Origin of the sequence: Corynebacterium aurimucosum ATCC 700975 (assembly GCF_000022905.1) — a bacterium.
Classification (GTDB): domain Bacteria; phylum Actinomycetota; class Actinomycetes; order Mycobacteriales; family Mycobacteriaceae; genus Corynebacterium; species Corynebacterium aurimucosum_F.
In genome coordinates, this window is the sequence record NC_012590.1 from 2,283,993 (window position 1) to 2,296,795 (window position 12,803).

A 12,803-nucleotide genomic window follows, 5' to 3' on the forward strand; every position below is an offset into this window, starting at 1 on the left:
GCTTTTACCTTGACAAACTACAGATTAAAGATTGAAACGCTCACTGTATATGGTCGTTTCAGTTTTATACAATCAGGGGCATGGACAAGGAAGAACGCCAACGCAGAATCATTTGGGCTGTTGACTCGGGGAGCAAAACGGTCAGCCAATTGCAAGAACTCACTGGGGCCTCCGCGGTTACCATCCGCCGAGATCTCACTGAGTTAGAAGAAGCTGGGGCCCTCACGCGCTTTCACGGCGGCGCTCGACCCGCTGTGCGACGAGGCGCACGCTATCCCCTAGAGGTTCGCCGAAAAGAGGACCCCGCTGGAAAACGCGCTATTGCTGCCGAGGCAGCACGACTAGTCGAGCCCGGCTCCTGTGTTCTCATTGACTCGGGCACGACACCCACGGCCGTCGCCCGAAATCTCGCCGGCATGGACATCACGGCCCTAGCAATGTCCCTGTACGCGGGCGCGGCCTTAGCCAAAACACCCGGCTCCGACGTCATAATTCCCGGCGGAACCGTCAATAGCGATGATCTTGCGGTGTACGGAGCAGAAGCTGTGGACACAGTGATGTCCATGCGCTTCGACCTAGCAATCGTGGGTATCTGCGCGTGTACTCCGTCGGTAGGTCTCATGTCCCCGAATCTCACCGAGGCCACCATTAAGCGGGCTTATTTCCAAGCAGCCAGGCGCGTCATCGTTGTCACCACACCAGAGAAGTTCACCCGCATGTCGGCCCACCGAGTGGCCGACTTTGACCAAGTTGACACGTTCATCACAACAAATGACCTATCCCCAGAGATAGCTCAGGATGTAGTCGATTCCGGCGCCAACCTCATCATGGTGCCTGTGGAAGACTTCTAAAGCTGGAACTGCTCTACAACTTCAGTGCGGCGCTTGTGCTCCATCCAGAAGGAGAGGAACGGAACAACACCGGCGAGCGCCGTGGTAAAGAGCTTGCCTACCGGCCACATGGCACGCGGGCCGAGGACCAAGATGGACACGAGGTAGACCATGTAGGCCACGCCGTGCGCTTGGGCGATGAGCGTCGCCCACGAGGGCATCTCCATACCCACGCCGTATTGCAGGATCATGCGCGCGACGAGGATAAGAAGGAAAATACCGGTAATCGTGGCGGCAATGGAAAAGAACTTCAGCGGGCCACGGATACGCGCTTGACGGTCAGGATGGACAGCGTTGTTCACTGAGTTGCTCATAAATTCTCCTCTTCGGTGCCGCGACGGCGGCGCTGCTTGTTCATAGCGTTGAAGGTTTCCACATCAACCTGTGGACGGGGCGGTAGAAAATCTTCGTCGATCTTGGTGACGGCTTGCTCCTTGGCCGCGCGCACGTCCTCAGCCTCATATTGGGCTGGCTCTTCTCCCCGCTCGAGAGCTTCGTTCTCGGCATCGATACGCTCATTCTCGTAGCGCAGTGCGGTGCGATATGCGTAAACAACGAAAACCGCGAACAGCGGCCATTGGAAGGCGTATCCCAAGTTCTGAAAGGTTCCCGAACCGGAGCGGAACCGCGTCCATTGCCAATAAGCAAGGAACAAAAAGAGCACGACGAAGAGCACGATGAGGGCGATGTGCCACCATCGAACCTTCATCCGCTTTTTCGGTGCTGGGTTGGTGCTCACCCTGAACAGCCTACCCACCACGCCCAGAAAAGTGGATTTCCGTCTATGGCCTGCCGCCCTGTAGGCTAGTGAACGTTGCGCAGAGCAATGAGTGCTCCGCAGCAGCGAAACCAGCGCCCGTGGCGGAATTGGCAGACGCGCTAGATTTAGGTTCTAGTGTCTTATGACGTGTGAGTTCAAGTCTCACCGGGCGCACATAGTCTGACCCCGCACGGTTTCCGTGTGGGGTCTTGTCGCCACAGCGCTCGGCGAGCCCACATGGTTCTCTTCAGGCGGTTCCCCTCATCGGGTTCTTTTGGGGGCAAAGAAACCACCTAAAGCACTACAGAAGGTTCGTTTGGGGGCAGGCGAACCATGTGAGTAGAACCATGTGCACAAGGACCAAAGATGAGGGACCACCTGCGAGGCAGCTTCTGTATTTCCCCAGGTGGTTTTCGCAAAATATGCGCAGATGGTCCTTCTAGTTTGGTCCCTCTCAACCAGCCCAGCTAGTGGATGCTGGCGCTTGCGGTCATGGCTCGGCGGATGCTGGGGCTTGCGGACATGGCCCGGCGAAGGCTTAGGCTTGGCCGGCGAGGGCCGCTAGGGGTTCGCGCAGCTGCGCCAGCGCGCGGCCGCGGTGCGAGACAGCGTTCTTCTCCTCCGGGGACATCTCCGCGGCGGAGCGGGATTCGCCCTCGGGCTGGAAAAGCGGATCGTAGCCAAAGCCATTCTCGCCCTGTGGGGCGGTGAGCAAGGAACCTGGCCAGCGGCCCTCCACCACGTGCTCCTGGCCATCCGGGGTCACCAGCGCGCAGACCGACACAAAGGCAGCCGCGCGGCGCTCGGCGGGCACGTCGGACATCTGCCCCAGCAGCAGCCGATTATTGGCTTCATCGTCACCATGTCCGCCCGACCACCGAGCAGAAAGCACGCCCGGCATGCCGTTGAGTTCTTCCACCGCGAGGCCGGAATCATCCGCGATCGTCGCTAGGCCAGTGTGCTGCACCCCGGCGCGCGCCTTAATCAACGCATTATCAGCAAAGGTGCGACCATCCTCCACGGGCTCCGGGTAGGCCTCCACCGCGGACAAGGGGAGCAGCTCGATGCCCGCGATGCCAGCATCGGCGAGGATCTTCTCTAGTTCCTTGAGCTTCTTGGCATTATTCGAAGCAACGAGGAGCTTTACCATCCGAGGGCCGCCTTTTGAGCGTCGATAAGCTGGGCGCAACCAGCCTGCGCCACGTCCAACATGTCGTTGAGCTCCGCGCGGCCGAACAGACCGTGCTCGCCAGTGCCCTGAATCTCGACGAAGTCTCCGCCTTCCTGCATCACCACGTTGAGATCAACCTCCGCGCGGGAGTCCTCTTCATAGGGCAGGTCGAGGCACACGTGGCCGTCGATAATGCCGACGGAAACAGCAGCGATGGGATCCAGCAGCGGCTCGCCCGGGACGACACCTTCCTCCTTGAGGTAAGCAATCGCATCAGCCAACGCCACATACGCGCCGGTAATCGACGCCGTGCGGGTACCACCGTCAGCCTGCAGCACGTCGCAATCCAGCTGGATGGTGTTCTCCCCCAATTCGGAGAGATCAACCGCTGCGCGCAGGCTGCGACCCACCAGGCGGGAGATCTCGTGGGTACGGCCCTTGACCTTGCCCTTCATCGACTCGCGCGGCATGCGCTCGTGGGTTGCAGAAGGCAGCATGGCGTACTCAGCAGTCAGCCAACCCTCGCCGGAGTCCTTCTTAAAACGCGGCACCCCGAATTCCACGGAAGCCGTACACATGACTCGGGTGTTGCCGAACTCCACCAGCACCGACCCAGCCGGGTTGGTGGTGAAATTACGGGTAATGCGAACGCTACGGAGTTGGTCGAGCGCGCGACCATCAGCACGAGTGAAATCAGTCATGCCCACTACCCTACCGCGCGTATTAGAACTCGAGCTCCATCCCGGCAGCGCCGACGACGATCTCTCCGTCGAACTCGCGGGCAGCTGCTGCGTAGGTGGCGGCGGCATCGCCCCACGGCTGGAGGTGAACGAGCACCAGTTTCTTCACACCCGCCTCACGCGCCAAGCGCCCGGCCTCTGCTCCCGACATATGCATGTCTGGAGCCTTATCCTCCGAAGTCTCGCCCCATGCAGCCTCACAAAGGAAAGCATCCACACCCTGGGCGGCCTCAACGAGCGCGGGTGTATAGGCCGAATCCGCGGAATAGCACAAGGTTGCTCCGGTTTTGGAGTGCTCGACGCGCAAGGCATACGTCTCTACCGGGTGCACGGTTCGGAAAGGGGTGATGTAGACATCGTCGACAAGCTGGCGTTCCCGATCCACCCAGGGGCTGAACGCAAATGTATCGCTCATGTCATCCACCCCGTCCGGGGCATCCGAGGACAAGCGGCCCAGGTGTGTCTCAGTCGACGCCGGCCCCAGGCAAAAATTGCGAGAAGCTGCGGGAGCTGTTGGGTGGAAGCGGCGCCAGACCATCAAAGAAGGAAAGTCCAGGCAGTGATCAGCATGGAGATGGGTCAATGCCACGTGCGCATCGCAGGGATCCTGGAGTTCCTGCAGGCGTGCAAGCGTACCCGGGCCCAGGTCCATGATGATGGACGGAGCAGAGGGGAAAGACAAGAGATAGCCAGAGGCCGGATTACCCACAGTGGGCACCGACCCGGAACAGCCTAGGATGGTCAGCTTCATGCGTTCAATAGTTCCACGAAACAATGGGGGATGCGGGATTTGGGTCGATTGTACATCTTCACCAGTACTAAATCTTGGGCCCCAAGAAACGCGTGGCCAGCCGCTCGAATGCTGCATGGTCACCCGTGCACTCGAAACTGCGGGTGGGAGCCTGGCCCGCAGGAGCGAGCAGGTCCGTGTTAGTGAGGATGCGCAGGACGTCCTTCGTGGTCTCCTCCGCCGAGGACACCAGAGTGACGTTGTCCCCTATAGCGAGCTGGATGACGCCCGTCAGCAGCGGATAGTGCGTGCAGCCGAGGACAAGTGTGTCGACCCCCGCCGACTGCAACGGCGCCAGGTAGCCTTCCGCCACGCCGAGGATCTGGCGTCCGGCAGTAATGCCGCGCTCAACAAAGTTCACGAAGTCGGGGCACGCCACCGCCTCACATTCGACGTTCGGATTGACGGCAAAAAGATCTTGGTACGCGCCTGAATTAATGGTGCCCTCCGTGCCGATGACGCCAATCTTGCCGTTGCGGGTAGTGGCGATGGCACGGCGTACGGCCGGGCGAATCACCTCAACGACCGGAATGTCATAGCGTTCCCGGGCATCGTGCAGGAAGGCGGCCGTAGCGGTATTGCAGGCAATCACCAACATTTTGCAGCCGCGCTCTACTAGCTCATCGGCAATCGCGGTGGATAGCTCACGCACTTGGGCAATGGGCCGCGGGCCATAGGGCGCGTGGGCGGTATCGCCGATGTAGATGATGGATTCGTCGGGAAGCTGCTCGATGATGGTACGCGCGACGGTCAGGCCGCCCACCCCCGAATCAAAAATCCCAATGGGAGATGTTGCATCAGGCATTAGCGCACTACTCCCTGGGGTTCAGACTTTACCTTCTTAATCGGGTCATCCGAGGTAATCACCATTCCCGCGACAATGCCGCCAATAGCGCCGAACAGGTGCCCCTGCCAGCTGACTCCCTCATAGATAGGCAACACACCCCAGATGAGACCGGAATAGGCAAAGCCCAGCCCCACGCCGACGAGAAACTGGCCCAGCGAGCGGTTGAAGATTCCCCGGACGATGAGGTAGGCCAGCCAGCCATACACCATGCCGGAGGCACCAATATGCGACGTCCCCGGCCCGCCCAATAGCCAGGTGCCGATGCCAGCGATGAGCACCACGATGATGGTGACTTCCCACCATGCCTTGCGGCCTGAGAGACCGATCAAGAAACAAAAGACGGCACCAGGCAATGAATTTCCAATGAGGTGCTCAAAGTTCGCATGGAGTAGCGGAGCGGTAAAAATCCCCCAAATACCATTAAAATCCAGCGGACGTATGCCGTATTGGCCCAGCTCGCTTCCAAAGAACAGGAAGTTAATGATGTGGATGATCCACTCTACGGCCAGGAAGCCCACCGTTAAAGACGCAGCCGTTTTCAGGCGGCCGGTCCGAGTGTAATTCTTCGAATCCCCCGTGTTGAGAACAGGCTGCTGCCCCGCGCCGGGGCTCGCCGGGCGGGGCTGGAAGGGGTTGGGCTCATGCGAATGCTGCTGGCCAAAGGGTCCACTCGTCGTCATAATGTCTCCAACTTTAGCAAGCGCGCAGTGCGGACCACCTCTCTATTCCCAGCCTGCGCTTCTGCTAGTCCATGATGACGTTGAGCAGCGAATCTTGGCAGAAGGCCAGCCATTCCACAAGCGTATCGCGGTCTGCCCCGGGCGCATCTTGCGGCACGTCCCCGGCGGCGATGAAGAGGCGCAGGTCATTGAGACCGGCGAGGAAGGCATGCGCCTCCTCCTCGCTGATTGCCACCTCGACCCCGCCGGTAGGCCCGAGCGCGGTATTAATTACCTGGAGGTTTTCTAGCTTGGTGCGCGCGATGTCATTCTCGTGCAGCGAGCGCATCAGTGCATTATCGCCGTCGAATTCCTCATCCCCCGCCTTTGTGAAATCCGGAAAGAGGCGGGCCAGCGACGGGTCCTCCGGTGCTTCGGTGTGGCCGGTCGGCATGTCGAGCATGTCCGCCAATTCATCTTTCGGCGCTGATTGCGCGCGGGCAATGATGGCCTCGGAGACGGTTGCGGTGAGATCACCTAAAACTTCGCGCTCCATGGGCTCGAAAACAGTCGTGTATTTCGCGCCACGCATGAAGGACTTTTTCTTTTTCCAAGCCTGCATACTCTTATCCTGCCTGCTGCATCGTGGCCCACAGGCCGGCGACTTGCAGTTTCTTCACATCGGCTTCGACTTTGTCACGCTCACCTGAGGAGACTGCCGCCTTACCTTCGGTATGGACTTGCATCATCAGCTCGTTGGCGCGCTTTTTGTCATAGCCCAGCACAGTCTGGAACACGTAGGAAACATAGCTCATTAGGTTGACTGGGTCATCCCAAACAATGCACATCCACGGCAGGTTTTCGCTCGTGGCGACGTCGACCTCAATCGCTTCATCCAGCTCCGGGGTGGCCATGGGCGAACTCATAACCACGCCCGCGGACGTTTCTTTGTGCGCTTTCATGTCCTCTACCCTAGCCAAATTTTTTCCGGTAGCGAGCGGTTATACTGTCATCAGCTTTTGACCTGATTGTCGTTTCCAGGTGGCACCGATGAATTCTTTTACCCTTCCCCCAGCCGTTACTGACATTCTCGCGGGACGCCGACCGGCGAAGGAGGATGTCGTGCTCCTCCTGCAGCGCATCCTCACCGTGCTCGTCCTCGGCGGCACGCTCATAACTGCCGTAATCAGTCTGACCACTCCGTCCGAGGACGGCAGCTCGCAGGAGCCAGAAACTCCCGCGCCAGCAGCCTGTGATTACGAGCTTCCCGACGGCCCCGTGCAAGACCAGCTAGCTACCATCCAGCAGGATTTGGTGGTGGCGATCAACAGGTGGCGCAAGGAAGACGGCCAGGCCCCTCTGGTGCCGTGGATCGAACGCCAAACCGCTGCCCGCGAAAAGGCGGAGTGCAACGCGGTGACCAAGACGGAAGAGCCATCGGAAGAAAATGTGCAGATGGTTCAGGACCACCTGCCTTTGGAGGAGGCTAGCGGCTTTCAATTTATGGAACGCATCCGCAAGTCCGGCGATCATGTTGCCGCCCTACGAGACCGCCGGATGACCACCGCAGCCGTTGGAGTGGCTTATAACGACGGTGAGGTCTACGTTGTCATTCAGCTTGAGGAATAGAAGAGCTGATTTTTCAGAGCTGTCTGAGTAGCATCTTCGATGTGACTACTATCTCAGACAACACCCAGGATTCTGGGTTCGGACCTAGCGATCGTTCTACGGCTCTCCTTACGGATAAATACGAGCTGACCATGTTGGAGGCAGCGTTGCGCGATGGCTCCGCGCACCGCCAAGTGGCCTGCGAGGTATTTGCCCGCCGCCTCCCCAACGAGCGGCGCTATGGTGTCGTGGCCGGCACCGAACGCGTACTTCGCGCAGTCCGGGACTTCCGCTTTACCGCCCAACAACTGGCAGAGATGGACTTCCTTGATGCAGAAACCAAGGAATACCTGGCCAATTACCGCTTCTCTGGACACATCGATGGCTACCGCGAAGGCGAGCTCTACTTCCCCAATTCACCCCTGTTGACCGTGCGCGGAACCTTTGGTGAATGCCTGATTCTGGAAACGGTGATTCTGTCCATCATGAATTCCGATTCCGCAGTGGCTTCTGCGGCCTCACGAATGGTGGTGGCTGCAGATGGCCGCCCCATCATCGAGATGGGTTCGCGCCGCACCCACGAATACGCTGCCGTGACCGCTGCCCGCGCCGCCTACCTGGCAGGTTTCCAGGCCACCTCCAACCTGGAAGCCGGCTACCGCTACGGCATCCCGGTCTCCGGCACTGCGGCGCATGCGTGGACGCTGGCTCATGTCAACGAGGACGGCACCCCCAATGAGGAGGCGGCCTTCCGCGGGCAGATCGAGACCCTTGGCGTCGATACCACCCTGCTGGTGGATACCTATGACATCACCAAGGGCGTAGAAACCGCCGTGCGCGTGGCCGGCCCCGAGTTGGGCGGCGTGCGCATCGACTCTGGTGATTTGGCCGCGGTCACCCGTCGCGTGCGCAAGCAGCTCGATGACTTGGGCAACCACAACACCAAAATCGTGGTCTCCTCCGACCTCGATGAGTTTGCCATCGCCGGCCTGCGCGGCGACCCCGTCGATGTCTATGGCGTGGGTACCTCAGTGGTTACTGGCTCGGGCGCGCCAACCGCCAGCATGGTGTACAAGGTCGTCGAGGTCGATGGCCACCCAGTAGCCAAGCGCTCCTCCTCGAAGAAATCGCAGGGCGGGGCTAAGCGCTCTCTGCGCACCTACCGTTCCTCGGGGGTGGCCGTCGAGGAGCTCGTGCTCCCCTTCTCCGCCGAGGACCCAGACACGGGCACGCTGCGCACCCGCGAGATGACGGTACCGCTCATGCGCGACGGCGAAATCCTCGACAACCTGCCTACCCTCGAAGAATCCCGCGAGTATCTGGCTCAGGCCATCACCACCCTGCCATGGGAAGGCCTAGCGCTCACCCGCGACGAGCCTGCGGTTCCCACCCGCTTCGTTGGCTTCGGCTCTTAAGAAGCACGGCGAAGGCGACCGACTACACTGCCTGACATGCACGACACAACGGTTGACCTTCTCGACGCCGCAGTCTCTTCCCTCGGCGGCGCGCGGCGTGCCGGCCAGGTGCGCATGGCGGAGGCCGTAACCACCGCGTTAGAAAAGGAACGCCACCTCGCTGTGCAGGCAGGAACTGGTACGGGTAAGTCCCTGGCTTACCTCGTGCCCGCCTTCCGCCACGCGCAAGGAACCGGACACACGGTGATCGTCTCCACCGCCACGCTGGCGCTGCAGCGGCAGCTCGTGGAGCGGGACCTTCCGCGTCTGGCCGAGGCCCTCGAGCCGCACCTGGAGAAGAAGCCCACCTTCGCCATCATGAAGGGCCGCTCCAACTACGTCTGCCTCAACAAGGTGTCCCGCGCCGCCGAACTGGAGGATGAGGACGCGCTACTCGACGAAGACTCGGTCTCCCACCTCGGCCGCCACGTCCAACGTGTCTATGAATGGGCGGAAGACACCGAGACGGGTGACCGTGAGGATTTGGAACCGGGCGTGCCAGACTTAGCGTGGCGGCAGGTCTCCGTCACCTCGAACGAATGCCTCGGCGCCACACGCTGCCCGCACGGCGAGGACTGCTTCGCGGAACTCGCGCGACGCCGCGCGGCGGACGTCGATATCGTGGTCACCAACCACGCGCTGCTCGCCATTGACGCAGTAGCAGACATCAATATCCTGCCGGAACACGATGTCGTCATCATCGATGAGGCCCACGAGCTAGATGGCCGCATCACCTCGGTTTCTACCGCCGAAATCACCGGGCGCGCGCTGAAGATGGCGGCCAGCCGCGCCAAGTCTCTCGGCGCCAACGGCAAGGACCAACGCCTCGCTGAGCAGGCCAACGAGCTGAGTCAACTCCTCGGAGAGTTCGCGCCAGGCCGCTGGACCGACTTGCCAGAGGAAGCCAAGCAGCAGCTCATGGGTTTGGCGGACACGTTGGCCGACTGCCGCGAGACCATCGCCCGCGCCCCCGAGGGCGAGCAGTCCCAAGACCCGGAAAAATCTGCGGAGCGCCAGAACCTGGCCAATCACCTCGCTAGCCTCGTCGAAGCCATCGCTCGCATCCTTGACGTTTTCGCTACCGGTGACCCCGCCGCGCATGCCGACGTAGTCTGGCTGGAGCGCGATGAGCGCACGCTGAACGACACCCTCGCCGTGGCCCCGCTCTCCATCGCCGGGATGCTGCACGAAAAGCTCTTCGGCGAACAAACCGTGGTGCTGACCTCCGCCACGCTGGCATTGGGCGGGCGCTTCGACGCCATGGCCGCACAATGGGGCCTGCCGAAGGGCACGTGGGACAGCCTTGATGTGGGTTATCCTTTCGACCCCGCGCGCAGTGGCATCTTATATACCGCGTCGCACCTACCGCAGCCGGGCCGTGACGGCCTCAGCCCCGAGACGCTCAAGGAGATCCGCGAGCTCATCATGGCTGCGGGCGGGCGCACGCTCGGGCTCTTCTCCTCGCGCCGAGCCGCGCAACAGGCAGCTGAGGAACTCAAGCCCACCCTCCCCTTCGATATTTACCTCCAGGGCGAGGACTCCATCGGCGCACTCGTGGATAAGTTCACAAAGAACGAGAACTCCTGTCTCTTCGGCACACTCACCCTCTGGCAGGGCGTCGACGTGCCGGGACCTGCCTGTTCCCTCGTCCTCATCGACCGCATTCCTTTCCCCCGCCCGGATAACCCCCTCATGCAAGCGCGCACCGAAGCCGCCAAGGCGGCTGGGCGCAATGGTTTCATGGAGGTTTCCGCTACGCACGCAGCGCTGCTTATGGCCCAAGGCGCGGGCCGCCTGCTGCGTTCTGCCAACGACCGCGGGGTCGTCGCGGTCCTCGATAGCCGCTTGGAAACCAAGCGCTATGGTTCCTACCTACGCGCCTCGATGCCGCAGATGTGGCCGACGAGCGACCCTGAGGTTGTACGCGGCGCTCTCAAGCGCCTGGTTGAGGCCCGCTAGGGGCGGCGCAGCGCGCACACCGTGGCTGAGTCCGGGGCGACCTCGGTGAAGCCGGCGTCGCGCACCACCACCGCTCCCGGACGCGCACAAGCCACGGCAAACTCCTCATGGGTAATTTCGCGCACGGACAGCGCAAAGTCCTGTGCCGCCCAGTCCTCCACGTCCTCGGCGCTCATCGCCGCGGCCAACAGCATCGAACCGTGCCCCACCTGTGCGGCGGCCTTGCCCGCGCTCATCGCGAGGGAGGCGTCGATGTAGATCACGGGGGCGTCGCCAAGCGCGGGGCCCGGCTCGTCCTTGGGCAGGTCAGTATGGCCAATCTGCAGCTTCGCCACGAGTGGGTGCACATCCTGCACCGCCGAAGGGAGGAAAACTCGCGCGCGGTCCTCCACGGTGACGCCCGGCAGGGCCTGGACATCACGCCACGCCTTGTTGCGTGCGCGGCGCGCCACCTTGCGGATGCGGTGCCCGTACCACTGCCCTAGGGCCTCGGCGAAGGCCCCATCCTGCCCGGCCTTATCATCGAGGCAGAGCTTGACGACGCCCCTCGCCGCCGCCTCCAGCACCTCCGTGCGTGCGGGCGGGTCTTGCTTGGGTAGGTTGAGCGCAATCTGCATCGCCTGGACCGTCTCAGGCTTTTCGGGGTCCTCAGGATCATCCCGCCAGCTGCGCTCGCTACACGCTACCGTGAGGCGGCGATGGGCCTCACGGAGGTTATTCACTGGCAACTTCCTCCATTGGGATGCCCAGGATCTGCAGGATTTCATCCATATACGGGTGATTGACGGAGGTATCCGCGACCTCACGCAGAGCAGGCTTGGCGTTGAAGGCGATGCCCAAGCCGGCGGCGGAAATCATGTCGATATCGTTGGCACCGTCACCGACCGCAACGGTCTGCAGCATGCTCAGACCCGAATCCGCGGCGAACTCGCGCAAGAACATTTCCTTGGCCTTGCGGTCCACCACGTCCCCAATGACTCGGCCGGTGAGCTTACCGTCCTCAATTTCGAGGGTGTTGGCGCGCACGTAGTCGAGGTCGAGCTCCTGAGCTAGGTCTTCGAGTACCTGGATGAAGCCGCCCGAGACCACTGCCACGCGGTAGCCCATGCGCTTGAGCGTGCGGATGGTGGTGCGTACGCCTGGGGTCAGGCGAATATCGTTGGCGGTTTCCTTAATGACCGATTCCGGCAACCCGGCCAGGGCGGAAACGCGCTCACGGAGAGACTCTTCGAAGTCCAGCTCACCGCGCATAGCACGCTCCGTCACTGCAGCAACCTCGGCCTCCTTGCCGGCGTGGGCGGCCAACATCTCGATGACCTCGCCGGTGATGAGGGTGGAATCGCAGTCAAAGCAGATGAGGCGCTTTGAGCGGCGTTGTAGGCCGGAGCGCTCGATGGCGATGTCCACGCCCTGCTCCGTGGCGAGACGCGCCAGCATGGCGCGCACAGGGTCGGAAGCTCCCTCAATGGTGATGTAGAGCTCGAGACCATTGAGCGGGTAGGTAGAAAGCCCGCGGATGCGGTCGATGTTGACGTTGAGATTGGCCAACTCTTTGGCAATCGCCGACATGTGGCTGGCGTTGAGCTGGCGCCCCAGCACCACGACGACGTGCGTGGAGCGCGGCCGTGAGGTTGCCTCCTCTTCCCGAAGGTCCACGTTGATGGATTGGGCATAGATGCTCAACGTGTTGCGCAGGCCCTGCTCAAGTGCTTCGAGACGGGAGGCCTGCACCCGGATATACGCGGAAAGGGAGATGCGGCCGGAAAAGATAGCCTGTTCGGCGTCGACGAGCTCGACGTTGTGGGAGCTCAGGACTCGGAAGAAGGCGGCCGATACACCTGGCTTGTCGGGGCCAGAGGCGGTGACAACGGCAAAGACTTGTTCACTGTGATTATCCACGGGCCTCATTATCGCACACCGCAATC

Annotated in this window: 15 protein-coding genes and 1 tRNA gene; 5 read left to right on the plus strand and 11 right to left on the minus strand. The window is 61.5% G+C overall.

Annotation, left to right across the window (positions count from 1 at the left end; genetic code table 11):
• The first annotated feature begins 80 nt into the window (after nucleotides 1–80).
• Nucleotides 81–851 carry a DeoR/GlpR family DNA-binding transcription regulator gene (locus tag CAURI_RS10970; RefSeq protein WP_010191246.1) on the plus strand — a complete coding sequence of 257 codons (771 nt, stop codon included), beginning with the start codon at nucleotides 81–83 and terminating at the stop codon, nucleotides 849–851.
• Here CAURI_RS10970 and CAURI_RS10975 read toward each other — a convergent pair.
• On the minus strand, nucleotides 848–1,204 hold the full coding sequence (locus CAURI_RS10975) for a DUF3817 domain-containing protein (protein ID WP_010191247.1): 357 nt from the start codon (nucleotides 1,202–1,204) through the stop codon (nucleotides 848–850). The two genes, CAURI_RS10970 and CAURI_RS10975, sit on opposite strands and share 4 nt — an antisense overlap.
• Nucleotides 1,201–1,599, minus strand: a complete 399-nt coding sequence (locus CAURI_RS10980) for a hypothetical protein (protein ID WP_010191248.1) — start codon at nucleotides 1,597–1,599, stop codon at nucleotides 1,201–1,203. Before CAURI_RS10980 ends, CAURI_RS10975 begins: the two co-directional genes overlap by 4 nt.
• Nucleotides 1,600–1,742: 143 nt before the next feature.
• Between CAURI_RS10980 and CAURI_RS10985 the strand changes: the two genes are divergently transcribed.
• Nucleotides 1,743–1,824, plus strand: a tRNA-Leu gene (locus tag CAURI_RS10985).
• 364 nt (nucleotides 1,825–2,188) lie between these two features.
• Here the strand turns inward: CAURI_RS10985 and rdgB are convergent.
• From rdgB to clpS, 7 genes are all read right to left on the minus strand, one after another.
• Nucleotides 2,189–2,800: an RdgB/HAM1 family non-canonical purine NTP pyrophosphatase gene (rdgB, locus tag CAURI_RS10990; RefSeq protein WP_010191249.1), complete on the minus strand. Its 612-nt coding sequence runs from the start codon at nucleotides 2,798–2,800 to the stop codon at nucleotides 2,189–2,191.
• A complete protein-coding gene (gene rph / locus CAURI_RS10995; RefSeq protein ID WP_010191250.1) occupies nucleotides 2,794–3,522 on the minus strand; it encodes a ribonuclease PH in 729 nt (242 codons plus the stop codon). The genes rdgB and rph overlap by 7 nt, the downstream gene beginning before the upstream one ends.
• 22 nt (nucleotides 3,523–3,544) lie before the next feature.
• Nucleotides 3,545–4,312: an MBL fold metallo-hydrolase gene (locus CAURI_RS11000; RefSeq protein ID WP_010191251.1), complete on the minus strand. Its 768-nt coding sequence runs from the start codon at nucleotides 4,310–4,312 to the stop codon at nucleotides 3,545–3,547.
• Nucleotides 4,313–4,379: 67 nt separating this feature from the next.
• Complete coding sequence (gene murI, locus CAURI_RS11005; protein WP_010191253.1) at nucleotides 4,380–5,156, minus strand: glutamate racemase; 777 nt, start codon at nucleotides 5,154–5,156, stop codon at nucleotides 4,380–4,382.
• On the minus strand, nucleotides 5,156–5,878 hold the full coding sequence (locus tag CAURI_RS11010) for a rhomboid family intramembrane serine protease (protein ID WP_012715271.1): 723 nt from the start codon (nucleotides 5,876–5,878) through the stop codon (nucleotides 5,156–5,158). The genes murI and CAURI_RS11010 overlap by 1 nt, the downstream gene beginning before the upstream one ends.
• Nucleotides 5,879–5,942: 64 nt before the next feature.
• Nucleotides 5,943–6,479, minus strand: coding sequence for a DUF2017 domain-containing protein (locus CAURI_RS11015; RefSeq protein WP_010191257.1), 537 nt, complete (start codon nucleotides 6,477–6,479; stop codon nucleotides 5,943–5,945).
• Between the two features lie 4 nt (nucleotides 6,480–6,483).
• The gene (clpS, locus tag CAURI_RS11020) at nucleotides 6,484–6,819 is read right to left on the minus strand and encodes an ATP-dependent Clp protease adapter ClpS (protein WP_012715272.1); all 336 of its coding nucleotides are present in this window, start codon (nucleotides 6,817–6,819) and stop codon (nucleotides 6,484–6,486) included.
• Nucleotides 6,820–6,907: 88 nt separating this feature from the next.
• Between clpS and CAURI_RS11025 the strand changes: the two genes are divergently transcribed.
• From CAURI_RS11025 to CAURI_RS11035, 3 genes are read left to right on the plus strand one after another with little or no spacing between them, the layout of a single operon-like run.
• The gene (locus CAURI_RS11025; protein WP_012715273.1) at nucleotides 6,908–7,486 is read left to right on the plus strand and encodes a hypothetical protein; all 579 of its coding nucleotides are present in this window, start codon (nucleotides 6,908–6,910) and stop codon (nucleotides 7,484–7,486) included.
• 41 nt (nucleotides 7,487–7,527) lie between these two features.
• Nucleotides 7,528–8,880: a nicotinate phosphoribosyltransferase gene (locus CAURI_RS11030; protein WP_012715274.1), complete on the plus strand. Its 1,353-nt coding sequence runs from the start codon at nucleotides 7,528–7,530 to the stop codon at nucleotides 8,878–8,880.
• A 36-nt stretch (nucleotides 8,881–8,916) separates the two neighbouring features.
• Nucleotides 8,917–10,878 (plus strand): ATP-dependent DNA helicase, encoded by a 1,962-nt coding sequence (locus CAURI_RS11035; protein WP_010191265.1) that lies wholly within the window; start codon nucleotides 8,917–8,919, stop codon nucleotides 10,876–10,878.
• Here CAURI_RS11035 and CAURI_RS11040 read toward each other — a convergent pair.
• Both CAURI_RS11040 and serB read right to left on the minus strand, forming a co-directional pair.
• Nucleotides 10,875–11,600, minus strand: a complete 726-nt coding sequence (locus CAURI_RS11040; protein WP_010191267.1) for a peptidyl-tRNA hydrolase — start codon at nucleotides 11,598–11,600, stop codon at nucleotides 10,875–10,877. The genes CAURI_RS11035 and CAURI_RS11040 overlap by 4 nt on opposite strands.
• Nucleotides 11,593–12,786: a phosphoserine phosphatase SerB gene (gene serB / locus CAURI_RS11045; RefSeq protein WP_012715275.1), complete on the minus strand. Its 1,194-nt coding sequence runs from the start codon at nucleotides 12,784–12,786 to the stop codon at nucleotides 11,593–11,595. Before serB ends, CAURI_RS11040 begins: the two co-directional genes overlap by 8 nt.
• Nucleotides 12,787–12,803 lie beyond the last annotated feature (17 nt).